22 protein-coding genes are annotated in these 22862 nt (G+C 63.6%); 13 read left to right on the forward strand and 9 right to left on the reverse strand.

From position 1 onward, the window contains the following. Nucleotides 1–869 precede the first annotated feature (869 nt). Nucleotides 870–1514 carry a ParA family partition ATPase gene (gene parA / locus AC792_RS15905; protein ID WP_082177218.1) on the reverse strand — a complete coding sequence of 215 codons (645 nt, stop codon included), beginning with the start codon at nt 1512–1514 and terminating at the stop codon, nt 870–872. Nucleotides 1515–2392: 878 nt separating this feature from the next. On the opposite strand from parA, the gene AC792_RS17160 reads away from it, so the two are divergent. Next, nucleotides 2393–2536 carry a hypothetical protein gene (locus AC792_RS17160; protein WP_160317581.1) on the forward strand — a complete coding sequence of 48 codons (144 nt, stop codon included), beginning with the start codon at nt 2393–2395 and terminating at the stop codon, nt 2534–2536. Between the two features lie 310 nt (nt 2537–2846). On the opposite strand, the gene AC792_RS17165 is transcribed toward AC792_RS17160, so the two are convergent. The 6 genes from AC792_RS17165 to AC792_RS00530 form a co-directional block, all read right to left on the reverse strand. Then, nucleotides 2847–2993: a hypothetical protein gene (locus AC792_RS17165; protein ID WP_160317582.1), complete on the reverse strand. Its 147-nt coding sequence runs from the start codon at nt 2991–2993 to the stop codon at nt 2847–2849. Nucleotides 2994–3002: 9 nt separating this feature from the next. Then, nucleotides 3003–4700 carry a hypothetical protein gene (locus AC792_RS00520; RefSeq protein ID WP_049828671.1) on the reverse strand — a complete coding sequence of 566 codons (1698 nt, stop codon included), beginning with the start codon at nt 4698–4700 and terminating at the stop codon, nt 3003–3005. A gap of 342 nt (nt 4701–5042) precedes the next feature. Continuing rightward, nucleotides 5043–5279, reverse strand: coding sequence for a hypothetical protein (locus AC792_RS16690; protein ID WP_152915941.1), 237 nt, complete (start codon nt 5277–5279; stop codon nt 5043–5045). 164 nt (nt 5280–5443) lie between these two features. After that, nucleotides 5444–5752, reverse strand: coding sequence for a hypothetical protein (locus AC792_RS16695; protein WP_152915942.1), 309 nt, complete (start codon nt 5750–5752; stop codon nt 5444–5446). Between the two features lie 10 nt (nt 5753–5762). Continuing rightward, the gene (locus AC792_RS00525; RefSeq protein WP_049828650.1) at nt 5763–6533 is read right to left on the reverse strand and encodes a hypothetical protein; all 771 of its coding nucleotides are present in this window, start codon (nt 6531–6533) and stop codon (nt 5763–5765) included. After that, nucleotides 6530–7264 carry a hypothetical protein gene (locus AC792_RS00530; protein WP_049828651.1) on the reverse strand — a complete coding sequence of 245 codons (735 nt, stop codon included), beginning with the start codon at nt 7262–7264 and terminating at the stop codon, nt 6530–6532. The genes AC792_RS00525 and AC792_RS00530 overlap by 4 nt, the downstream gene beginning before the upstream one ends. 180 nt (nt 7265–7444) lie before the next feature. Between AC792_RS00530 and AC792_RS00535 the strand changes: the two genes are divergently transcribed. The 12 genes from AC792_RS00535 (at nt 7445) to AC792_RS15910 (ending at nt 21087) form a co-directional block, all read left to right on the forward strand. Beyond that, the gene (locus AC792_RS00535; RefSeq protein WP_049828652.1) at nt 7445–8557 is read left to right on the forward strand and encodes a transglycosylase SLT domain-containing protein; all 1113 of its coding nucleotides are present in this window, start codon (nt 7445–7447) and stop codon (nt 8555–8557) included. Further along, nucleotides 8554–9204, forward strand: coding sequence for a hypothetical protein (locus tag AC792_RS00540; RefSeq protein WP_049828653.1), 651 nt, complete (start codon nt 8554–8556; stop codon nt 9202–9204). The genes AC792_RS00535 and AC792_RS00540 overlap by 4 nt, the downstream gene beginning before the upstream one ends. Further along, nucleotides 9201–10874 carry a hypothetical protein gene (locus AC792_RS00545; RefSeq protein WP_049828654.1) on the forward strand — a complete coding sequence of 558 codons (1674 nt, stop codon included), beginning with the start codon at nt 9201–9203 and terminating at the stop codon, nt 10872–10874. The genes AC792_RS00540 and AC792_RS00545 overlap by 4 nt, the downstream gene beginning before the upstream one ends. Before the next feature lie 14 nt (nt 10875–10888). Then, the gene (locus AC792_RS16700) at nt 10889–12394 is read left to right on the forward strand and encodes a chromosome partitioning protein ParA (RefSeq protein ID WP_160317583.1); all 1506 of its coding nucleotides are present in this window, start codon (nt 10889–10891) and stop codon (nt 12392–12394) included. Continuing rightward, nucleotides 12391–12999, forward strand: a complete 609-nt coding sequence (locus AC792_RS00555) for a DUF6668 family protein (RefSeq protein WP_152915944.1) — start codon at nt 12391–12393, stop codon at nt 12997–12999. Before AC792_RS16700 ends, AC792_RS00555 begins: the two co-directional genes overlap by 4 nt. Before the next feature lie 14 nt (nt 13000–13013). Continuing rightward, nucleotides 13014–13328 carry a hypothetical protein gene (locus AC792_RS00560; RefSeq protein ID WP_049828657.1) on the forward strand — a complete coding sequence of 105 codons (315 nt, stop codon included), beginning with the start codon at nt 13014–13016 and terminating at the stop codon, nt 13326–13328. Nucleotides 13329–13373: 45 nt separating this feature from the next. Next, nucleotides 13374–14192, forward strand: a complete 819-nt coding sequence (locus AC792_RS00565) for a hypothetical protein (RefSeq protein ID WP_049828658.1) — start codon at nt 13374–13376, stop codon at nt 14190–14192. A gap of 56 nt (nt 14193–14248) precedes the next feature. Then, entirely contained in the window at nt 14249–15604 is a 1356-nt protein-coding gene (locus tag AC792_RS00570) for a hypothetical protein (RefSeq protein ID WP_152915945.1), read from the forward strand. A 364-nt stretch (nt 15605–15968) separates the two neighbouring features. Continuing rightward, nucleotides 15969–17501, forward strand: coding sequence for an SCO6880 family protein (locus AC792_RS00575; RefSeq protein ID WP_049828660.1), 1533 nt, complete (start codon nt 15969–15971; stop codon nt 17499–17501). 6 nt (nt 17502–17507) lie between these two features. Continuing rightward, nucleotides 17508–19040: an ATP/GTP-binding protein gene (locus tag AC792_RS00580; protein ID WP_152915946.1), complete on the forward strand. Its 1533-nt coding sequence runs from the start codon at nt 17508–17510 to the stop codon at nt 19038–19040. Beyond that, entirely contained in the window at nt 19037–20716 is a 1680-nt protein-coding gene (locus AC792_RS00585; RefSeq protein WP_049828662.1) for a type IV secretory system conjugative DNA transfer family protein, read from the forward strand. The genes AC792_RS00580 and AC792_RS00585 overlap by 4 nt, the downstream gene beginning before the upstream one ends. Beyond that, on the forward strand, nt 20713–21087 hold the full coding sequence (locus AC792_RS15910; RefSeq protein WP_082177219.1) for a DUF4913 domain-containing protein: 375 nt from the start codon (nt 20713–20715) through the stop codon (nt 21085–21087). The genes AC792_RS00585 and AC792_RS15910 overlap by 4 nt, the downstream gene beginning before the upstream one ends. A 533-nt stretch (nt 21088–21620) precedes the next feature. Here AC792_RS15910 and AC792_RS00590 read toward each other — a convergent pair. Together AC792_RS00590 and rraA are read right to left on the reverse strand one after the other, a co-directional pair. Continuing rightward, a complete protein-coding gene (locus AC792_RS00590) occupies nt 21621–22379 on the reverse strand; it encodes a FadR/GntR family transcriptional regulator (protein ID WP_082177220.1) in 759 nt (252 codons plus the stop codon). Nucleotide 22380: 1 nt separating this feature from the next. Beyond that, nucleotides 22381–22860 (reverse strand): ribonuclease E activity regulator RraA, encoded by a 480-nt coding sequence (rraA, locus tag AC792_RS00595; RefSeq protein WP_049828663.1) that lies wholly within the window; start codon nt 22858–22860, stop codon nt 22381–22383. Between the last annotated feature and the right edge of the window lie 2 nt (nt 22861–22862).

Consider the following 22862-nt stretch of genomic DNA (forward strand, 5'->3'; position numbering starts at 1 on the left):
CCGCTCCCGACTCGACTCGGCCCTGGGCTACACCACGCCAATAGAACACGAGCAATTACTCGCCAGCAATAAAGCTCAGCCGGCATAAGCCGCCTGATCAACTGTCCACAACTTGCGGGCAACCCCAGGCGGGGGCACCGAAGGTTACTGGATGGCTCGACAACGTATCCTCGTCCTCAATCAACACCAGTTCGTCCCCGCCCACACCCTCCACCCCACCACTCCCCCACGACGGCGGGCAGCAGTACTGGACCACCACAGCACACTCATCTTCATGATCAACGTGCGGCAATTTACCCACGTGGGGGATCCGCCACCCGCACACGGCCCTCCGGGCACAAACCGTCCGATCACCTCACGAACACCATCATGAAGATCTGAGGCATGGAGCCGATAGTCACACTTCACCAGGGAGACGGGAACAGCTAGGCACCGTCACTATGAAAAATGAGACGCTCCACAATGAGTAAACACTCACTTACTCACTTACTCACTTACTCACTTACTCAACACTAAGCCTGTCCGTCCAGTGTCTGCCTCGAACTGTACAGACAACCCTCAGCATTGCCAGGCCAGCAATCCCACACCATTGCACTCTAGAGGTATCCTTTACTCCTTTACTCCTTTACTCCTTTACTCCTTTACTCCTTTACTCATCAGAGAGGGAGTCAATGTATGCAGTGAGGAAGTCCTTAATAGACATGCCGCGCTTGGCTGCTTGAATGCGGAGTTTCTGGTGCTTAGATACGACAAGCTCGAAGTTCACGCGGCGAGTGGGCTCTACGTCTTCAAGAGACTGCATGAGCTTGTCTTTGCTTTTCCCCGCACTAGGGCGGCCCGGGCCAAGGTTTCCTAGGCTACTCATTTACTCAGTTACTCATTTCATCATTAGTGAACTGTTCGACTTCGGCAATCAGTTCAAGAACTTCTTTGGCTGCTTCAGACTTCGGAAACAACTCGAGAACCGTGTTGCCCGTAGCGGCGGTTCCGGGGTAATCGACTCGCTGATGAATCCGACTGCTGAGGACGGGAAGCTCATAGCCCTCGAGGACCTTGACTATGTCTTTTCCGATGTTGGTGCCGGTAATCGCACGTGAGACGACAAATGCTGCTCGAAGCTTTCCATCAGTAATTTCAATGCGACGCTTCACCAAGTCGACGAGGTCTGAGGTGGCCCAAATATCGTAGGGGGAGGGTTGGACGGGAATGAGGATGACATCCGCCGCTTTAACCGCTGATACAGCAAGATCGGCCGCCTGGGGGGCTCCGTCAATGATGACGTAGTCCACTTCAGCCAGAGCCTTTATGTCCCTATCGATAGTGGGGCGATCAATCCCAATCACAGTCAATGGATGATCATCGCGAACCGCGGCCCAGTCACGGGCACTACCTTGGGGATCAGAATCAACTAGAAGTGTGGATTTTCCGGAGAGCTGCAAGCCTCTCGCGATATGGGTGGCGAGGGTCGTTTTCCCGGCGCCACCTTTTTGGTTCAGTACAGCAACAACTTTCAATGGGTGCCTTCCTACGTGCGTTTACTCAAATACTCATTTACTCTCATACTCTCATACTCTCATGAGTAAATGAGTAAAGCAAGGCTTTGCCCTCCGGTAGGCTCGCATGATGGTAGTACAGGTGTTTTCCGTAGTGCCGAACTCGACTGGATGAGCGGGAAAGGCTCGGACTACGACGCTGTGAAGGCACAGATGGTAACTCGGGTGCCGGAAGGGTATGCGCTTCTTGCGATCTACGCGGAGGAGTACTACGCGAAGGATGAGCCTCGGTGGGACAGCGCCTCTCGATAGGCTAAGTGACGGAAACCGTCGGCACCTCCTCTAGGCGCTGCCCATTTTTTCTATTTATAGGTTTGTAGCCCGCTCGGCTGGTATGAGGCTGTGCGTGTCCAACGGTAGCTGGGGGGAGCTACTGGTGTCGCCGGCCTGGTGGGGGAGTAAATCCTGCTATCCAGGTGTGTGCGGGTCAAGCTAGCGGAGCATGGGGGCTTGAGTCGTGCATATGGGGGCAGGAAGCCTGGGGATGGTGACGATGTTCGGGTCTACCGGATGGTGTGCTGACACAGAAAAGTGGAAGGGTCACCACGCGTTCGCTCGTGATGACCCTTCCACTCTTTTGTGCTGCGGTGGGTAATGAACCTGAGCCCTAGTAGTCGATGTAGGTCCCGGTCGGGGCGGTACCACTGAAACTCGTGGACGGTCCGAACTGACCAAGACTGTTACAGGTTTTCTGCGATCCGGAGAACGACACGGTGTTGAAGCCATAGGTTGCAATCAGGGACTGCCCGGCAGGGATGGTCGCCGGCCCCACGGTAGCCCCAGCCGACCGGGACTGACTCGCCGAAGCCGACGCGCTGATCTCTGCCTTCAACGGAGCGATGATCGAATCCACCGACACCGATCCGGAGACCGTGGCGGTGCTGGTATCAGTGCGACTGACACTGGCCGACACCGGCGCTGTGCTCCCGGAAGTATTGGTCAAGGTCACCGATCCGACGGCTTCCTTGTTCGATGAGCTTTGACTGAACGTGGTTTCCACGTGCCCTGCCTCGCACTCTGTGGGTGCTGCCGAGGCGGTCAGGGGGAGGACTGCGGAACCTGCAAGGAAACCGGCGGTTGAGACCAGCACTGCCATTCTTCTTGTGGTGCTTCGCATGATGCTCCTTCGTGTACCGAGATCTTCTCGTTACCTTTGGGGAACACCCCACGTTACTCCTCAGTAACTTAGAATCAAGGACCAGCACCAAGCCGTTGTGTGCCACATTAGCCTTGTTCAGCCCTCTGAAGGAGGAGTCTTCTGTGTACGGCGTGGCCGTAGCGGAAGGAGGAAGTTCAGAGTGAGTGAGGCAAGCCGATGAGGCAGATCAGGTAGATCCGCTCAGGGTCCCAGCCCACGACGGCGACCAGGGCAGCACCGACACCGAACACGATGAGACCCACGATGGCGAGGATCAGCGCAATGTAGGCACGTCTGCTCATATATTCAGGCTAAGCCGCGTTCCACAGGGAGCGTTGATGCTCCGCCTCGTCGCCAGCGGGTGGTAACCAGTACTCGTCGACCTCCGCGTCGTAAACCTCGTGTTCCTCGAGCTGGGGTGTCAGGTGCCGGTCAAGCCAGGCGTGCCACGCGGCACGTTGAATCCGGTACCGAGTAATCTGCTCCTCCCGATCCTCCGTCGCCCCTAATCGGTCCGCCAACTGGGTCAGGTTGGTGGTGGCCACGATCTCCCACCGGCCGTGATGCCGGCGGATCATCCCCAAAGCCTCCATCCGGGCCAAGTGATCGATCAGGGCCCGGCGGGAGATGCCGGTGATCCGGGTCAGATCCGCGGTCGTGGGGGAGCGGCGGCCCCGCTCGATCCCCTCATAGGTCAGGGCTGCAACGTCCCCGAGGGCCCGGAACACCGGCCGGACGGCGTGGATCTTGCCCTGACGCCAGGTGAGCTCACGGGCCAGCAGCTCGAACCGCTCAGGCAACACGATCGCGTACGTGTCCGCAGCGCGGCCGTGAGCGCGCCCGATGCGGGTCAGGATCCCTGCGGAGAGACGTTCCAGGCGGGGGAGTAGCCGTGCGATTGTCCCATGATCCTTCCCCAGAGCCAGAGCGAAGGTCCGGCACCCGACATCGAGGATGTTGGTCTGATTCGTCCGCATGTACGCCAGCACTGCCCTGATCAGGAAGCGCAGACTGATACTCACCCGGCCCTCTCTCATCAGCATGTGATCTAGGTGCGCGTAGAGGATGTTCTCCAGATCGTTCACCAGCTGGTGAACGGAGTCCTGACCCAGCGTGGATTCCTGCTGGTTGCTGGCTTTGGTGCTACCCCCCGTGAGAAGAGTAGGGCTTGTGTGGCAGTTATGCGCAGTGCTTCCCCGCATCCGTGAGGAGGAGGTTTTCGCGCTCGTGCTGGTGATGGGGCGCGCTGTGTCAGTGGTGGTGAAGGCTTGGGCCTTGGCCCACTCAATGGGTAAGAGCCGATCGGCCTTGGTCCCATACAGAGCAGTGAGGCCCTGGTACTGGCCCTCGCTCATACCGGTACGGACCTGCTCCAGAGACCACCGGCAGGCCGCGAAATGATTCAGCACCGCCATACGCGCCTCAGAGGGCGAGGAGTACCGGGTGGTGTCATAGAGCCCGGTACGGGCCACAAGGCGCAAAGGTGAGTCGTGACGGATCGAGGGGAGGGCCGCCGGTACCCCGGTGGTGTCTCCAGAGTCTGTGCGGGTGAGGGTGCGGCGTCGTGCCTGCTCGAGGCGGTACACCTCCGGAGCTAGAGCTTTCCGCAGCGCGGCTACCGCGGTGACGGGGTTACGGCGGGTCAGGATGCCGTACGCCTCCGTCAACGGCGTGACGAGGACTTGGTGGCCGCCTCTCTTGTGGGCAGAGCCCGGGACACGGATGCACCCGTCGGTGATGTTCTGGTGCGGGCTCGGATCCAGACTCGCGAACCTAACGGTCAAAGCCTCCACCAGCTGGCGTGCCTCCGCCGCGGTGATTGCCTCCCGCAACGGCACATACAGGTGCCGGCCACCACTGGGGGAAAAATCCTCCACATAGGACAGACCGGCACAGGTCAGGAGCATCCCAAGCTGCGCGGCGTCATCAAGCACCACCGGGTGACTGGCCTTGGACGTGTCCAGGTCCAGGCACAGGGTCCGCACAGACCCGTCGACGCCGTGAATCATCACGGCGGCCGGGACGGTCGGCAGGGCCCGGGTGATCCGCGGGGGAGTAGTGGTGGGTCTGGGGTACCCGAAACGACCATGCTTTCGCCGGCCCACCCGATAGACGGGCTGGCCCGCGATCAGGGGGGCCAGGGCCCACGCAGCAGCGTGGGAGGTATCACGGCGCGGCGTGACGAATGGTTCTGGAGGTGCTGTCAGCACTCGGGTACACTTTTCTATGTAGTTGATACGCCGAAAGACGTAGCGACGTTGAGCTTTTCACCGGCAGTCTTGGCGGATCAGACGGTGTAGAGCTTGGATAACTTGATTGAAGGCCCGCCCTGCAAGGCGGGCCTTCCTCGTTTAACTGGCTTTTGCCACGTGAGAATCCTTTGAGAGTGGTACTTGATTGGCCCATAGAGGCAGACCATCAGAGTCACGTTCGAGATGGGTCAGGATCAGATCTAGTCCTTGGGATGCGCTGACGCCGAGCTTGTCGGAGACTTCAACAAGAACCTGCTTTGCCTCGTGGGAAATCCAGTAACCGACTTGCACATTGTCGGCATTGGCGCCCCGCGGACGACGTGGTGACTTCTCCATACTGAACAACCTAGCCTTAGTTCTAGAACTTTTGCTAGAGCTGGGCGGCGTGTCGCTGTTCTGGATGAGGTGCTGAGGCATCGTGTGTGGGGCGCTCCTTGACGATCGAAGGACTGCAACTAATATGTCACAGTCCTTCGATCGTTAAGAAATGACAACAGCTGCTAGGGCTTCCAAGCCCACTCGATCAGCTTCCTCTTGGCATTCTCATCGTGAATCGGGATGGACGTTGAGGTGAGGGCTTCGCTGAACAGGGTCCGTACCGATCGAGCGGTTCGGAAGTATTGACCGTGCCTGTCGATGCGTCGAGGCGAGACGCCGAGGTACTTGGCTGACTGCCGGCGACTCATGCCAGCGGCTAGACAGATTTTGACGGCTCGGAAGATAACTGCGTAAGCGGCTTCGTTTTCCGGGTTGGCTTTGGTCAAGACGCGCTCTACAGCGCGTTTGGCTGCTTCGGGTGTTTGACTCATGTGCCTCTCCTTAGTCAATGGGCAGCTTGTCGGGGAGCTTTTGACGAGCAACTCCGTGTGTCCGGGTGTAGGCGAACATCCACAGACCGATCACCACGCACACGGCCGATGCTTGCGAAATTACTTCAAACCCATAGAACGCGTGGGGCCAAGCCTCTAGTTCCCAAGGGAACGCGAGGGCACGACCGATGGAGAGCACGAAGCCGAGCAGGATGAGCCTGGACCCCACACGAGTGAGGCGTAGTGGGTTCACGTGGCTGTCCTGGAAAACCGGCCGGAACAGGATGCTCATCACGTAGGCGATGTACGTGAGGGCAATCCAATGCATCACTTGCACCGCGGGCTGGTCCAAGTAGCCCACCAGCCGCGGGGAGTGCTCAGGGGTGTCGGAGGCGATAAGGGCACTAAAGGCGCCGAGCGAAGCGACCAGAAGTGCCAGAGCACCGCGGAGGCCCACCATCCATCGCAGTGCGAAGTCGGATTTGTAGGAGATCGCCAGATGCATTCCTAGGAGGGATACGGCAGTCATGGCAAGGATTTGGGCGATAGCCGAGGTCCCGTTCGATACGAACATGTGGGAGTCGATGAACTCGTAGATCGGTTGGACCGTCATGACGTTGGCGACTGTGAGGAAGATTCCCATGAGAGCAAGACGCCCGCTGGGACGCAAGAGTAGTCTCGCCCCCTCCGGGGTGGTTTTCCTGGTCAGTCGGTGGAAGGTAGCACCGCCAAGGACGATCAGCATGAAGCTGATGGAGATGACATGGATGCTGTCGGTCATCCAATTGCCTCCGCGAGTTTCTCTGCGTATTCAAGTGCTTCCTTGCGTTGCTTGAGCCGCCGCCGCAGGAGAGTGATGCGCTGCTGAACAAGCTCCATCAAGGGGTCGTTGTCCATGGTCTTCAATGCTTCCAGTCGAGCGTTGTTCGCCCACCCGCCTTCGTCTTCGCTCAAGAGCCCGACGATGACGAGTCCGGACACCAGGGAGGTTCCGCTGAGCCGTGCCGCTGTCACGGCTTGTACTGGGGTCAGTTTGTTCTCCGTTAGCTGGGCATAGAGGTAGGTGATTGCTATGCCGGTTTGCTCGGCCACGTCGTGTCGGATGTCACCCTTGTCGATGCTGTCGATCCAGGCGCGGTGAGAGCCGGTGTGCGGAAAGCCGGTGAGGGGCTCACGGATGTGTCCCTCCCGTGCGTAGGTCTTAGCCGTTCTCACCTGAATCTCAGCCATAAGGTCCGCCACGTGGACCTGGCTGACTGCTTCGGCTGAAGACGGCGGCCGCGGCCGCGAGTCCAGGTCGTGGTATTCGGGGAAGTAAGTCATCGCGGTGACCGGGTCAATCCCATAGGCACGGGCGATTCCGACGACTGTCGTCTCGGGGACGTTTCCGCGGCGCATCTGATTTCCCACCGTGAGACGGTGCACGCCGATCATGCGGCTGAGCTCACTACCGGACGTTGAGAGCCCGCTTGCTTCAAGCCATTGCTTGAAGTCGGAGCCGGAGACAGCCATGGCACCCCCTTCGGTGAGACCAGTTGGTGAACGAAGACAGAAAGACGCACCGCTGTCACTATCTTGAGTTATCCTATCTAGTAAGAGAGTGACATCAGGCTACTTCTGTAGTCATCCGATTTTACCGGCCGCTCCCTAACCACTTCGCGCACCGTTTTCGAGTTCTGAGGGGAGGTCACCATGGCAGACGAAGACACCAAAGGATCCGGCGCGGTGGTGGCTGTCCTTGCTGTCGTTGGTCTGCTTGTTGCTTTCGTTCCGATCGCCGGTGTGGGTGCGGTGGCCGTGTTGACGCAGACCGAGCAACAAACTGGTACGTGTTCGATCACGGATACCGGCACCCTGGCTTCGACCCCGACGATCCCGAACGGGTGGGGCCCGCTGGTCGATGCGGCAGCGCGGACCGCTGGCCTGCCGGTGAGTGTGGTGGCGGCGCAGTTGCAGCAAGAATCCAACTGGAACCCTGCCGCTCGGAGCCCCGTGGGGGCGCAGGGGTTGGCGCAGTTCATGCCTGGGACGTGGGAGATGTACGGGGAGGGCGGGGACCCGTTCGCCGCTGAGGACGCTATCCCTGCCTACGGGCGCTACATGGCCGCGCTCAAGGATGAGGTCCAAGCCCTGGCCGGGGATGACGCGGATCTGCTGGTTCGTCTGACCCTCGCCGCCTACAACGCAGGCCCCGGCGCGGTGCAGAACGCCCGCGGTGTCCCTGCGTTCGCGGAGACCCAGCAGTACATCGAGAAGATCCTGAACACCGGGCAGAACGCGTTCTCCGCTGACTGTGCCGCCCCAGCCGGGGGCGTGGCATGGGACGGGGACCTGGGCAACGGTGAGTGGACGACCCCCCTGCCGGGCGGGGTGTTCACCTCCGGCTACGGGCACCGGAACATCCCGGGCCTGCCCGCCTGGGCGCAGGACCACGTCGGCGTCGACATCGCCACACCCGGTGCCGGTAACGGCGACGGCGGACAGGTCATCGCCCCGGCCAAGATCCAGGTCACCAGCTTCCTGCCTCTTGACGGCTGCGTCATCGCGAAGGTCATTGAGGAGGGAGAGCCGGCGTTCAAGTTCGGTTTCTGCCACCTAAACCACTACGACGTGGCTGTAGGCGACGTCCTGGAACGTGGCGACATCGTCGGCACCGAGGGCAACACGGCAGGACTCGGTCAGGTAGCTACGCACCTGCATTTCGAGATTTACAGTCCCGAGTCCCCGGACGCGGCCTACCCCTACAACACCTTCAACATCGACCCCGAGCCGATCCTGAAAGAGAAAGGAGCGTGGGTGCAATGACCTTCCGCTCACACACAACCGTGTACCGGGTAGCAGCTCTCGCGTTCTCGATGCTCACTCTGACCAGTTGCGCCACTGACGCTCCCGCCTCCGAGGACGCATCGAAAGATGTCGCGCCCATCTCCGCGCCGACCACCATCTACGAGGGCTCCTACACCTCTGCTCCGGCTGACGACATTCTGGGTGGCAACACGTTCACCTCGCCCGATGAGGCTGACCGCTCCGACGTCGAGTCGGTGGCGCGGACAGCCGCGCTGATCATGCACCAGTGGGACACCACGGTGGACCGCACGGAGACAGCGGCCGCTGTCCGCGCGAAACCTCTGATGAGTGAGGAATGGGCTGCCAACCAAATCGAACCGGAACGGAACGCGAGCAACGGTGACTGGCTGGAGCCCGCAGAGCACGACGCCTACAGTGTGCAGCGTGCGGTCCCGGCGATCGGTGACGTCGCTCAGGACGTCGCCCCGGACAAGGCCGTTCGGGTCCTCGACGTGACCTGGCGGTGGGTTGCCCGCGACGAGACCCCGTTGCAGGGGACCGGGCATCGTCAGGTGACGCTCTACCTGGAGGACAACGAGAACGGGTGGGAGGTCGTCGGGCACCAGACCCGCGACCTGACCGCAGCGGTCGGGGGTCAGCGATGAGCAACGCCGTGCACGTGTGGCCGATCATCGTCCTGACCATCGGGGAGAACGAGATCGTCGCGGATGCCAACGGGGACGTGCTCACCTACCCGGTCCTCGAGGACACACCCCCGGCCGATGTCGCCGCCGATGCCGCGTCGGAAGCCTGCCGACGGCTCGGACTCACCGCGTGCCGGGTGCAGGGCCACACCGAGGACGGTGAGGTGTACGAGATGATCGTGGACACCGAGTTCGGCACCCTCGAAGAACGCTCCACCGACCCCGCCACGACACTGACGAGCGGTCAGGGTGCTGTCCACGGGCAAACCAGTGCCCGCAGGAACGGGCGCCTGCGTCGCCGTACCTCGGGGGTTTCCCGGAACGGGGCCACCGCAGCACGTAACGGTGTGCGGCGGGGCCCGCAGGCCCGCCGCCGGAAGCTGATGATCTGGGGCAGCGCCGGGGCCTTCGCGCTCACCCTCGGGGTGTGCGGGGCGTACATCCTGCAGGACGAGGACGTGCGACCCGTCGCCACCATCTACACACCCCCGCCCGCGCAGCTCCCGGTACCAGCCCCGGCCGGATGGGACACCTACGCGACCTGGACAGCACCGATGGAGTTCTCCACCGTTCGGGCGATCCTGGACCCCTCGGGGCAACCCGTCAGCGTCGATGACACCACGCTGACCGCGCACGACCCGGGAACGGGTGTGGAGCGGTGGACGCGGACCGCTCCGTTCACGGTCTCGCAGGTGGCCCTGTTCACCCTCGCGGGTGAGTCCCGGATCGCGGCGTCCACGGCGCGTGAGCTGGTCCTGTTCGGGGACGGTGCGGACCCGATCCGGGTTCAGGTTCCGCAGAATGGGACGATCGTCCTCGACGGCGGCACAGCACCCCGCATTGATCTGCCGTCGAAACAGACCTTGCTCGTCACGAGCAACGGGTCCACGGTGTCCCGGGTGGTCCCCGCGGCCGCCGAACCGCTCGAAGCTCTGGGCACCGACCTGGTCACCGCGAACCTGTCCACCGGGCGGATCTGGCGGATCACCACGGACTCAGCGGCCCTTCCGTCCCCGGCGACCCTGCCTGCCCCGGCGCCGGACGCGGAGCTGATCAGCGTTCTCGGGTCCATGGACGGCCGGGTGGTCGCCGCATGGCGGAACAGTAACCGGGCAAGCGACGGGGTCAGTATCGGCTTCTACGACCTCGGAACAGCCACGGATGCCACGGAGGTCACGCAGGTCGAGGTCGTGGAGGTCGAGGGCCGGGACATCTCCGCGTCGGGTCTGCAACTCGACCGGGAGCACGGGCTGATGCTGGCCGGATCGGTACTGATCGACGTCCCCGAGGGTCAAGCCCACCGGCTCCCGGGGGCGGGCAAACTCTCGGCCGGATACGCCTGGGTCGCCAGTGGGGATGAGCAGGTACGCATCAATGCTCGGGGCGAAGCGGAGGACACCACCGATGCGTCCCAAGCCTCCGTCCCGGATGTCATCACCGAGGACGGGCACGCGATCACCCGGGCGACCGGCTCACCCACTGGGGATTCCCCGAACTCCCTGTATGCGCTGGCGGACACCGGCCCGCGCCCCACCAGCTCACCCACGACATCACCGACCTCGACGCCTGCACCGAGCACCACCCCTGATCCTGCCTCGACGTCCGCTGTTTCCTCGAAGGAGAACCCCTGATGAAAATGACCGCTGTGATCGACCAGACCGGCGCCCTCGACCTGGACGTGGAAGGGGAAAAGACCCATGTGCCCCACTCCACCGTGATGGAAGCGCGGCGCTCGGTTATGACCACCGCCACCGGGCTTGCCGCAGATACGAGTGCCAGCGTCGAACTGCACATCAAGGACCCAGCCGGAACCCGGACCGTCTCCGTGCAGGCCGATGGAAACATCACCGAGGAAGCCACCTCAACCCCGAATGAGCAGCAGACCCCGACGACGGAAGCCCCAATTTCACCGATCGCGCCAGCACCGGATACGGAACGGACCACCACTGCCGACACAAAGCCGGAGCCGACACCTGAGCCTGCCCCCACGGTGGCACCTCGAGCCTCCCGGCGAGCATCCACGGCAACCCCAGCAGTGACCCACCCGGCGACGGAACCACCTGCACCGAAAGCGGCGCCGGTCGCGGTCCTGGAACCTGAGACAGACACGGATACGGACACGGACACGGACGCTACGCAGGCGCCGGAGGGCGTCGTGGAGCAGGCACCCATGGCCGCGTCGGTTGAGCGGGAACAGGTTGCAGCGGTAGAGGTAGCACCGACGCGCCGGACGTCGATGCCCTCGTTCGTGGACCGCCCCGACGCCGCAGCCCCTGCACAGACGGGAATCCGCGGTCTGCTGAATCACTTCGGGTTCAAGCTCGCCCCGTCCGGGGACGAGCTGTCACAGCGTGAGGACGAGCTGGTCGTGTCCCGGCACTGGGCGGGGCCTCGGACGATCACGGTCCTGAATCCCAAGGGCGGGGCGGGCAAAACCCCGACTGTCATCTGTCTCTCCGCCGTCTTCGCCCGCCTGGGCGGGTCCGGGGTCCTGGCCTGGGACAACAACAACTCGCTCGGCTCCCTGGGATGGCGGACCTTCGACGCCGGCCACGAGGCAACGGTGGTGGACCTATTGGGGAAGACGGACTACTTTATGACCGCCGACGCCCGGGTGGGCGATCTGGCGTCCTACGTCCACCATCAGCCGGCGGATCAGTACGACGTACTGAGAAGCGATGACCGCTCCGGGGCCAAGGCACGGCACGAGGTCAACGGGGCAGAGGTCCACCGGTTGTACGCGGTGGCCGCGAAGTATTACCGGCTGATCGTCAAGGACTCCGGGAACACTGAGCGCGGCGATAACTGGGAGGCCATGATCAGCCACACCGATCAGGTCGTGATTCCGGTGAAGTCCGTGGACGACGCCGCCGAAGGCGCGTCGAGGATCCTGAGCGCACTGCGGGCAGGCGACGAGCACGCCCAAGCGTTGGCGGACCGCGCCGTGGTGATCGTGCTGGGCTGCACGCCCGCGCACGGGAAGGCGAAGTTGAACAAGCTGGCCGATGACTTCCGCCCGTTCGTGAAGGCCGTGGCCACGGTGCCGTATGACCCGTCCCTGGTCGAGGGACGTATCCGTTTCTCGGCCATGCTCCCGGCCACCCGGCGTGCCTGGCTCCGGGCGGCCGCTCTGATCGCGGAGGAACTGTGACAGTGACATCCCAAGGAAACCCGTTCATCACACCACTGGAAATCGTGGCGGAAGAGGACCCGATCGACAACGATCCGATCCTTGGGACGCGTGAGTCGGTGCGGGGTCCGCAGAACATTCAGCAGGCCCTCGCGGAGGAGCCCGTCGAGGATGAGGCACCGGCCGCGCCGGTCGCGGTGACCGCCGCGACGCTGTGGCTGGTCGGTGCTTCCGGTGGGGTCGGGACGACCACGTTGGCGGGCTTGTGCTCGGAGAGGATCGTGGATGAATCCGATCAGCGTCCCACCTGGGCGGGCCGGGCACTGCTGGTGTGCTCGACCAGCGGGTCATCGCTGGAGGCCGCGCAGCAGCTCGCCCGGAAATCGGCCTCCGGACTCCTCGCCTACGAGCTGGTCGGGCTGGTCGTCGTCCACGACCGGCCACAGAAAGCGCTGACGAAACCCACCTTGGAGTTCGCTCGCGGCGTGGCCCGCATGTTCCCCATCGCTATGACCATCCCTTATGAGGCGTCCTGGCGGGACGTCGGCGCCACCCCCCAAGCCACCGGCACACGCGTGAAAAGCGTGGTTCGGAAAATCGAAAAGATCGCCCACTCAGGGCGCTGAAAGAAGGAAACATCATGTTCGGAAACACTCTGGTAGCACACACCCTGACCACCATCAACGCTCTCACCCCGGCCTCATCTGCCACTGAGGGCTCGGTCCTGGCGGTCAACTACACCCCGACCCAGCCCCCCGGCACCGAGGGCCTGACGACCGTCATCGGGTGGATCCTGTGGGCGGCGACGACGTTGCTGTTCATCTACTTCATCTTCGGACTGGTCCAGGCCGGTAAAGCACGCCGCCAGGGGGACTCGATTGAGGCCCCGCTGTGGCCGTTGGTCGCAGGCTTCCTCGTCGGTGCGGCTTCTGCGATCTGGACTGCCGTCGTCTAACCCACCCCTGATTACTTCACCACCCCTCCAAGAGAAGGACACCTGATGAGCACTGAGGACACCACCGACCGGCCCGCTGGCCGCCCCGCATGGTTCGGCGCTGCTGTCATGCTGCTGATCCTCGTCCTGGTCGGCCTCGCCGCCTGGGGCGTGCGGACCTTTTTCTTCACCAACGATGATGACTCTGCCGCACCGACGGGCCCGACCAGTCAGGCCCCCGGTGCCGTAGAGCCCGCACCCACACCCTCCACCACGACGGATACCGCAGTGGTGAAGACAGATTTGGCGTGGGATTGCCAGACGGACCTCAGTGAGGACGAAGCATCGGTGGCGGACAGTGCGCCGTCGGTCGAGGAATGGGTGGCCGCCGGCTACAACGTAGTTCCCTTCTCGGAGTTCGGCGGCTGCCAGAAACAGCCCTCGACCCTCCGCATCGGGTACGCGCACACCGAAGCAGGGTCCCTCATGGCCGCGGCCACCTACGCCGTTGCGCTCGACCCCTCCGTGAGCGAAGAGGCAGCACAGGACCTCGAGGTAGCGGTGGCAGAAGGATCGAACCGGACCCTGCTGGGGGAGCGGGCGGAGCGCATCCGTAGTGGGCTGGAGCAAAGCGAAGATACCTCAGCGGTAACGCGGTTGAACCTCGTCGGCTACATCCAGAACAGCTACGAGGACGACAGGGCTTCCTACCGACTCGTCTACACAGCAGCGGATTCAAACGGTGTGGACCAGACCCTCGCGGCACAAGTGGATGTGGTGTGGGAGGACGGGGACTGGAAGCTCGACCCAGCCTCCGGCAATGACTTCAACACCTGGGCTCGGCATCAGGGGCAGCCCTACGTGCAGTGGGGACCTCGATCTTGATCGGGGAAGCAATCGGGAACTTCCTGAGCACGGCCGCCGGTAACGCGCTTGAGGACATGATCAAGTTCTTTGCGGGCTGGGTCATCCAGATCCTGACGGAGATTCTGAACTTCGTCGGGACGTGGTGGCTGAGCATCGGGGCACCCTCGATGGGGGAAGGCTCTGCCACGGAGCGGATCCGGTCCTCGACGGTGATCTTCGTCGGTATGGCCGGTGTGATCGGGACTGCGTTCGCGCTGATCCGGGTGGCCCGTGAGCAGGACCGCAACTCGACCGAGAACCTGGTGATGGGGATCATCCGCACCATCCTGGTGACGGCGATCGCGGTTCCCATGGTCGCGTTGCTGTTCGCGGCCACTGACGAGCTCGCGCCCTGGCTGGTCACCATCATTTCCGGGTCCGCGCAGGAAGACGGCCTCGGGCAGGCGATGGGGCTGGATGCTATCGCGGGTGCCGAAATGACTCTTCAGCTCGCCGGGATCGTCATAGTGATCATCCCGCTGGCCCTGCTGGGGGCGGTCCTGAACGCGCTCATCGTGATCTTCTCCTACGGTATGGCGATCGCCCTGTGCGGGGTCCTGCCGATCTTCGCCGCCGCCTCCCAGACCGAGCGGGGCCGGAAGTCCTTCGACAAGGCCGTGGCATGGCTGGCGGCCGTGGTCCTGTTCAAACCCGCGGCCGCGATTCTCTACGGGGCAGGGCTCGCGTTGCTCAAGGGCATTGACGGGACGGCGGAGAACGAGTTGGGGAACACGATGATCAGCCTCATCACGGGCCTGGTCGTGATCCTCAGCGCTTCGGTTGCCATGCCTGCCCTGGCGAAGGTCCTGGTCCCTGCGGTCAGTTCCGGTCCGACGGGTATGGGCGCGTCCGGGTTGGCGATGCTCGGTGGTGCTCTGGCGATCGGCGCGGTCACCGCAGGTGTCGGAGCGGCGGGTATGGCAGCAGCCAGTACCGCAGCAGGAGGTGCCGGCGCCGCAGGCACTGCGGGCACGGCGGGAATCGCAGCGGCCGGTACTGCCGGGACCGCTGGTACTGCCGGGACGACAGGTGCGGCTCTTGCTGAAGGGACGAGTAGTGCGTCTGCCCTGACGGGAGGCACCGGGGCGGCTGGTCCTGGTGGTGCTCCTGGCGGTGCGGGGCTCGGCGGTGGGATCGGTGGGACCGGCTCTGGTGGGGGGCCCGGGGGTGCTGGTCCTGGTGGTGGGACCGGCGTCAGTGGGGGGATGGGGGCCAGCGGGGGAGGCGGGTTCAACGGCGGACCAGGTACAGGCGGTGGGCTGGTAGCACCGGGGCCAATGGTGGTACCGGGACCGGCGGAGGTACCGGAGGGGCTGGGAGTACCGGGGGCTCTGGTGTTGGCGGGCCCTCGGGTGCTGAACAGCAAGCCCAACGATCGGGGGCCCCTGTAACCACGGAGACCGGCGCGGAGAACACCGGGAGCGGGAACGGCGCTGGTGGTCCATCGGGCGCGGAGCAGCAGGCACCGGCACCGGGTGCTCCTGCCGAGATGGGTGGGACAGGTACCGGGTCCGTGGGTGGCACCGGTGGCGGGCCTTCCGGTGCGGAATCTGCCTCATCCACCACGAGGGCGTCGGGGGAGGCACCCGGTGGGGATACCGCCGGTTCCCCCACGGCCGAGGGATACCGCGACGGTGCCCCGGGCGGGGCAGAGAAGTCAGCGGATCGATCGGGGTTCAACCGGCAGCGGATCGAATACGCGTTGCGGGACGCAGCGCGGGAAGCAGAACACTCAGTGGAGAGCGGGAATGACGTATGAGCACTGACCAGCAGATTGTTCGGCAGTACGGCAACATCGCCGAGGACAAGACGGCGGGGATGATGGGGTTCACCATGGCCTCAACCGCCGTCCTGGGCGTCGGGGCGATAGGCGTGTTCATCGCGATCATGCTCTCTCAGATTTGGGTGGCTATCGGTATCGCTGTGGTCGCGTTCGCGGCCGCCATGATGCTCGGGTCCAAGGACCGCTACGGCCGGTCGAAGCCGGAGCGGTGGATCGCCCGTTCCATGCACGCCAAGGGCGTAAACGCTGGCGCCACTACCTACAAGGCCGGGCCTGTGTCGCAGATCCCGGACGGCTCGTTCCGGGCGCCGGGTCTGCTGGCGGCCACCGAACTGATCGAGTTCCGTGACCTGTTCGGTCATGAAGGGGTCATGCTCTGGCACCCGAAGCTGAAAACCGGGACGGTGTTCTTCTCCACCAATTCCTCCGGGTTGGGGTTGCTCGATCAGGACCGGGTGAACCGGCTGGTCGGGTCATGGGCGGCGTTCCAGCGCGACGCCGGGTCCAACGCCCGGGTCGAGCAGATCGCGGTCACCACCCAGTCCACGACCGATCCGGGAGAGCGTCTGCCGGATGCTGTGGCGGTAGCCCGGGCGCAGGCCGGGAACCACGAGGTACCATCCTTCGCCCGGCAGGTCATGGATGACGTGGTGCAGAACCTCAACCACAACGTGCCCAAGCTCGAGCAGTGGGTGTCCCTGACATTCAGTGGCAAGGCCAATGACCAGGGCCGGGCGCCGGAGCGCAGCGCGGATGAGCTGGTGTCCGATGTGACGTCCCTGCTGCAAGGGTTCATCGAAGAGCTGGAGTCCGTCGGTGCGGGCAGCGTGTCCCTGATGAAGACGGCGGATCTGACGGATCAGACGTATGTGGCCTACAACCCTCTGGCCGCCGGTGCGGTGGAGCGGGCACGCCTGACCGGTACCGGTACCGGCTTGAGCTGGCACGAGGTCGGTCCGGCATCCGCGCGGATGGTCGGGTTCCCGGGCCGGTACGAGCACGCCGGCGTGGTCAGTAAGTCGTGGCAGATGTTCCGGCCCCCTGCTGGGACGTTCCGGGAGAACGCTCTGGTGGCCCTGTTGAGCCCGGACGCGTCCATGGTGCAGAAACGGGTCACCGTGTTCTACCGGCCGCAGCCACCGGAGAAGTCCGCCGTCCAGGTCCAGGAAGCATTGACGAACGCGCAGTTCGCCACGAATCAGAAGGGCCGCCGCCCGACCAGCTCGCAGATCATCGCCCTGGAGAAGGCGAGGAAGGCAGAGCGGGAGCAGGCCGAGGGCGCGGCCCTGGTGCGCTTCGCTATCGGCATCACGGCCACCGTGCACACGCGTGAGCAGTTGGGACCGGTGGAGTCCTCGATCATGCGCAACGCCTCTACCGGGATCCAGATGCGGGTGCGCGGGTGTGACTACAACGACGATGCGGCGTTCGCGTTCAACCTCGGACTCGGTCTGATCCCGGAGCAAGTCGCCACCATTTCCTCCAGCGTCAGGAAGGCCCTCTAGATGTCCGTGATCGACAACCTGGTCGACAAGATCAGCGACAAGTTCCTGGGGAAGTCAGCGGCCGCGACGTCGGCCGCCGCAACGTTCCCGCAGCTCACTGACAAGGGCGTCAAGGTCCGTGACGGGGGAATGGTGACGTGGGTGGAACCTCCCCCTGAGTTCACCGCCACCTCGCAGCAGACCGCCGGGCTGTGGCCATTCTGCGTCGGCACGTCCTCACCCCTGGTCGGGGCGATCCTGGGCCGGAACCTCCTCAACGGGTCCGTGGTGTGCGGGGACCCGATCTCGTTGTTCCTGCGCGGGATCATCTCCTCCCCGTCCGGGTTCATCCTGGGCCTGAATGGGCGGGGGAAGTCCTCGGTGGCCGTCCGTATGGCGCTGGCCCTGATCGACCAAGGCTTCCTGATCCTGGTGGCCGGGGACCTCAAACCCGACTTCGCCGGGGTCGTGAAGGAAACGGGCGGGCAGATCATCCGGGTCGCCCCCGGTGTCGGGGGAATCAATCCGCTGGATGCTGGACCGTTGTGGAACAGGCTCGGGGAGCTCAAGGCCCCGGTGCAGCGTCAGATGAAAGCTGAGATCCACAGCCGCCGCCTGAGCACCCTCACCGGGTTGATCGAACTGGTCTTCAAGGAACCGCTCGATGCGAAGAAGCAGGAGCAGACCGTGCTGTCCATGGCGATTGCCATGGCCGCTGAGACTGCCGAGGCTGAGGGGCGGCAGCCGTTGGTGGCCGATGTCGTTGCGGTCATTAAGGCGAAACCAGCACATATTCAGGCCGCGTTGCTGATCGAGAACGAGCACGAGTACCTGCCGCAGGTGAAGAACCTGCTGGCCGGGTTGAACGCGCTCGGTGAGCACGGCCCGTTCGGGGACGTGTTCTGCCAGCCGACCACCGAGCAGATGCGTATGGACGCCTCGGTGGACTTCGACATCTCGATGATTGACGAGTCGCTGCTGTCGCTCCGGGCCGCGGTGCAGACGGTGTGCTGGTCCTACGGTCAGGCCGGTGTCTCGGCCGCAAAGACCATGGCCGACGCCGGGCTCATGGAAGAACGCCACCACCTGATGATCATGGACGAGCTGTGGCAGTCCTTGCGGGCTTCTGAGCTGCTGGTGCACCAGATCGACGCCCTCACCCGCCTGAACAGGACAAAGGGGTTGGGTCAGCTGATGATCACGCACTCCATGAAGGACCTGCTGCTGTCCACGGATGAGCTGACGAAGATCGCCACCGGGTTCGTGGAACGCTCCAGCGTAAAGATCCTCGGCGGGCTCGCGCAGAACGAGATGAGCCTCATCGAGACGGTGTTCCCTGTCTCCGAGCGGGAAAAAAGCCTGCTGGTGTCCTGGTCCGCGGAAGGGTCGATGAACCCAAACACCGGTGAAGTCTCGCCCCCGCCGGGGCGCGGCCGGTTCATGCTCAAGACCGGAGACGAGCCCGGGGTCCCGTTCCGGGTGAACCTCACCGCTGGGGAACTCAGAGCCCACGATACGAACAAGGCGTGGGCCGCCGCGCAAGCAAAGGCGAACCTGTGAACAGCGACGACAACGGATCAGCGATCACGGTCATCGGGGTCCTGGGCGCGATCGCCCTCGCGGTAGGTCTGATACACCTGGGCGCGGTCATCACCCCCGCCCCGGTGGATCTGCCCTGGAACCCGATTGCCCTGGGGCTCGGGTTCATGCGAGGCACACCGTGGCCGCCAGCGGCCACGTGGTTGCTCGGGGCCGAAGCACTGCTCGGCGTCGTGGCCCTGGCGTGGTGGGGGACCCGGACACGCTCGAGGACGTCCGAAGCCTCCCGCAGGATGAGTCCTGGGGGCAAGATGAATCCGGCCCTGGAGGACGCCCGTCTCATCGAGGCGGCACGTCTGCACCCGGACGCGGAAGGCATCGGCCCGGGCCTGACCATCGGCTACACCGGGGACACCGGCACCAGAGCCGTAATCCAGGGCTGGCGTGAGTGCTCAGCGCACGTGTGGGGGACCGGTCGGGGTAAGACCACGACGCAGGTCGTCCGGCACGCCACCGAAGCCCCCGGGCCGTACATCATGACCAGTAACAAGGTTGACGGCGTGGCTGAGGTCCTGGCTGCACGGTCGGAGACCGGGACGGTGTGGTTGTTCGACCCTCGGCACATCTGGCGGGACAGCACCCGGCCTGCGATGATCTTCGACCCGCTCACCGTCGTCACGGACACGGTCAGCGCGGGCGAGGTCGCGTCGATCTTCGAGACTGCGTCGGCTCCCAGTGCCGGGTCCGGCCGGGGAGATGCGCAGTTCGACTCGCAGGGGCGTGACTTCCTGTCCTGGTGTCTCCTTGCTGCCGCGAAAAGCGACGGCACGATAAGGGACGTCTTGCGTTGGGTGTCTAGTGCGGACTTCTTAGAACCAGCAGGTCTACTCCAGCGTGCCGGTCACACGGGCCCAGCTGCCGCGTTGAAGGGCATGGGAGACCAGCCCGAGGACACACGGGGATCCGTGGCCGCCAGTGCCCAGCGCATGGCCTCCGCGCTGGTGCACGATGAGCTCATGGCGTGGTCGACGCCAACCCCGGGTGTGCCGGTATTCAGTCCTGCCCGATTCGTCACCGGCAAGGACACTCTGGTCCTGCTCACCCAGGATGCTGCGGGGTCGGGGGCCGCGTTCGTGTCCATCCTCGCCTACGCGGTGTTCACCGCCGCGCAGAAAGCCGCACGTAAGGCCGGTGGGCGCCTACCGGTGCCGCTGGTCGCTGACCTGGATGAGGTCGGAAACGTCGTGAAACTCAAGCAGCTGCCCGAGTGGTATTCCTACTTCGGGTCCATGGGCATCGTCGTCAGCTCCTACTTCCAGACCAAGGGCCAGGGTGTTGCCATGCTCGATCGGACCGGCTGGGACACCCTGTGGTCGGCGGCCGCGATCAAGGTCTACGGCGGCGGATCCGATGACACACAGTTCCTCGAATCTTTGTCCAAGACCATCGGACAGTACGACGCGAAGGTTCGCAGCAGCTCGACGTCGAAGAACGGGTCCTCCCGGTCCGTGCAGACCCAGCGCCGAGACATCATGTCCGTCTCCCAGCTCTCTGAGCTTCCGGCTAACCGGGCATGGGTGAAGAGCTCCACCGGGGGCGGGACGATCGTGCGTACCGTGCCATGGTTCCGGGACAAGACCATCAGCGCCCTCATCGGAGCAACCGTTGAACGCATCAAGGCAGGACAACCTTCATGAGTGAGCATCTGACTGCAGCAACCGAGTCCGGTGAAGATCTCGAGGCAGTCACTCCGGCTGACCTCGTCGAATGGGTGAGCTACCTCGTGTCCAGGGTCGAATCTGTCGATCGCTCGAGTGGTCAGCACTGGTGCTCCCAGTGGTGGAACCACCCGGAGGCGATAGACCGCTTTCGTGCGCTGCACGAGCGGTGGCTGGAAGCCCAGGCTGACGGTGGAATGTCGTCTTGGTGGGTCGATCATTTTGATCGGCACGCCAGCGTACTTTTCTCGAAGCGTGGTCCCTTCGGTGAGTGCGGGACTACTCATGTGGTTAGCACCACTCGCCGGATTCTAGCTACGGAACAACCGCCTAACGGCTGGAGCTGGTGAGAGTACTAACCTTGAGGTCCCTCACTGCCGCATCATTGCGTGGTTCGCTCACACGGATCTCAAAATACAAGGCTTCTATTACAAAGCCGATCTCGGCTTGTAATGCGCGTTGTATCACCTTGAACGACACGCAGTCGTTGCTCAACCTGCGTCACCGGGTCTTCCAGCTCGGGGGTAGGTATGGCCTGAAGCAGCAATTGGACAGAGCCTGGTCCACTAAACGTGATGTCGTAGTCCACCGTTGTAATGAAGGAGTCGTAGCGGCTCAGGGCGGCGGTCTGATCGTGAAGGAGGCGCATCACGCCACGTATCACCCTCTGGTTCAACATATTCTTCAATCAGGTGTTCTGGGCTGACAGCGTCCACATGGGCCAAGCAGCAGGGATTGGCTGGCTGGCTCTGGTAGCTAGAGGGCTCGGGTATTGCGAGATCCGGACGAGTTGCGAGTAATGGGTCTCCTCTTTGAGACGTCTACAGGTCCTGACCGAGCAAATCCGATCGCGCCTGGGCTTGCTCGGTCTGATGGTGCGTAGCTATGCGGTGGCTTCTACGGCGGACTCGACGAGGGTTGCACGTAGTCGATCGCTGGCCGCCGCCATGTGAGTTTCCATGGCTGCCTGGGCTTCTGCGGGTTTGCGGTCTCGAATGTGTTCGAAGACCGGGACGTGTTCGCACCGTGATGGTTCGAATGATTCTGCTGCGTCCATGACGCGGTGTATCCAGACCCTGAGCAGGGCGGAGATGCTTTTGAGCATGTTCGCCATGACGAGGTTGCCGGAGGCGTCGGCGACGGCGAGGTGGAATTCGACGTCAGCGGCGACGAAAGCGTCGGTGGTGGTCGCCGCTTCCATCGCCTGGAGCGCGTTCTCGATCCGGGTGAGGTCCTCCGCGGTCCTGCGCTCGGCGGCGAGTTTCGTTGTGACGGTCTCGATGTGCTGGCGGGCCTCGATGAGGTCGGTGGCGCTGCGTTCGCCGAGCATGAGTCCCCATTCAATGACGCGGGGGAGCAGGTCGGAGGCGCTTCCTCGGAGGAAGGTGCCACCTCCGTGTCTGAATTCGATGAGTCCGAGCAGGCCGAGGGACTTGATTCCTTCGCGGACGACAGAGCGTCCTACACCGAAGGATTCACTGAGCTGCCGTTCAGAGGGAAGTTTCTGGCCGGGACCGACCTGCCCGCTGAGAATGTAGTCCAGCAGCGCCCGGGCCACCTCCGTGGAGGCAGGCTCGGCGTGGACGATGTTGAGGCGTCCGAGGCCGGCGATGGGTTCGGTTTTCGTGCTGTCCGTGGCCATGTCAGTTCGCTCCGGCTCGTGTGACGAGGATGCCGTCGTCGTCGCAGTAAATGGTGGAGCCGGGGGTGAAGGTGACCCCGGAGAAGCTGAGCTCGACGTCCGCTTCGCCTTCACCTGTCTTCGTGCTTTTCCTGGGGTTACTGCCGAGCGCTTTGACGCCGAGGGGGATCTCGGCCAGAACGGAGCGGTCGCGGACGGCACCGTTGATGACGACCCCTGCCCAGCCGTTGTCGGCCGCGATCCGGGCAATCATGTCGCCCATTAGGGCCCGCTCGAGGGAGCCACCGCCGTCAACGACGAGAACGGCTCCGTCGCCGGGTGTGGAAACGGTGGCTTTGAGCAGCGCATTGTCTTCATGGCAACGAACGGTACGGATTGGCCCAGTGAAGGCTTTGACGCCGCCGAGGGACTGGAACTGCAGTGACACGGACTGGAGGTCTTCGCCGTGCTCGTCATACAGGTCGGCGGTGATGATCGTCATGA

This window comes from Arthrobacter sp. RIT-PI-e (genome assembly GCF_001187915.1).
Taxonomy (GTDB): domain Bacteria; phylum Actinomycetota; class Actinomycetes; order Actinomycetales; family Micrococcaceae; genus Arthrobacter_D.

Coding starts and splice junctions, on each gene's coding strand:
- AC792_RS00575 (WP_049828660.1), top strand. CDS start 15,969: ATGAGCACTGACCAGCAGATTGTTCGGCAGTACGGCAACATCGCCGAG.
- AC792_RS17160 (WP_160317581.1), top strand. CDS start 2,393: ATGATCGAATCCACCGACACCGATCCGGAGACCGTGGCGGTGCTGGTA.
- AC792_RS00520 (WP_049828671.1), bottom strand. CDS start 4,700: ATGATTCACGGCGTCGACGGGTCTGTGCGGACCCTGTGCCTGGACCTG.
- AC792_RS16690 (WP_152915941.1), bottom strand. CDS start 5,279: ATGGAGAAGTCACCACGTCGTCCGCGGGGCGCCAATGCCGACAATGTG.
- AC792_RS16695 (WP_152915942.1), bottom strand. CDS start 5,752: ATGAGTCAAACACCCGAAGCAGCCAAACGCGCTGTAGAGCGCGTCTTG.
- AC792_RS00560 (WP_049828657.1), top strand. CDS start 13,014: ATGTTCGGAAACACTCTGGTAGCACACACCCTGACCACCATCAACGCT.
- AC792_RS00530 (WP_049828651.1), bottom strand. CDS start 7,264: ATGGCTGTCTCCGGCTCCGACTTCAAGCAATGGCTTGAAGCAAGCGGG.
- AC792_RS00540 (WP_049828653.1), top strand. CDS start 8,554: ATGACCTTCCGCTCACACACAACCGTGTACCGGGTAGCAGCTCTCGCG.
- AC792_RS00525 (WP_049828650.1), bottom strand. CDS start 6,533: ATGACCGACAGCATCCATGTCATCTCCATCAGCTTCATGCTGATCGTC.
- AC792_RS00545 (WP_049828654.1), top strand. CDS start 9,201: ATGAGCAACGCCGTGCACGTGTGGCCGATCATCGTCCTGACCATCGGG.
- AC792_RS00565 (WP_049828658.1), top strand. CDS start 13,374: ATGAGCACTGAGGACACCACCGACCGGCCCGCTGGCCGCCCCGCATGG.
- AC792_RS17165 (WP_160317582.1), bottom strand. CDS start 2,993: ATGAGCAGACGTGCCTACATTGCGCTGATCCTCGCCATCGTGGGTCTC.
- AC792_RS15910 (WP_082177219.1), top strand. CDS start 20,713: ATGAGTGAGCATCTGACTGCAGCAACCGAGTCCGGTGAAGATCTCGAG.
- rraA (WP_049828663.1), bottom strand. CDS start 22,860: ATGACGATCATCACCGCCGACCTGTATGACGAGCACGGCGAAGACCTC.
- AC792_RS00535 (WP_049828652.1), top strand. CDS start 7,445: ATGGCAGACGAAGACACCAAAGGATCCGGCGCGGTGGTGGCTGTCCTT.
- AC792_RS00590 (WP_082177220.1), bottom strand. CDS start 22,379: ATGGCCACGGACAGCACGAAAACCGAACCCATCGCCGGCCTCGGACGC.
- AC792_RS00570 (WP_152915945.1), top strand. CDS start 14,249: ATGATCAAGTTCTTTGCGGGCTGGGTCATCCAGATCCTGACGGAGATT.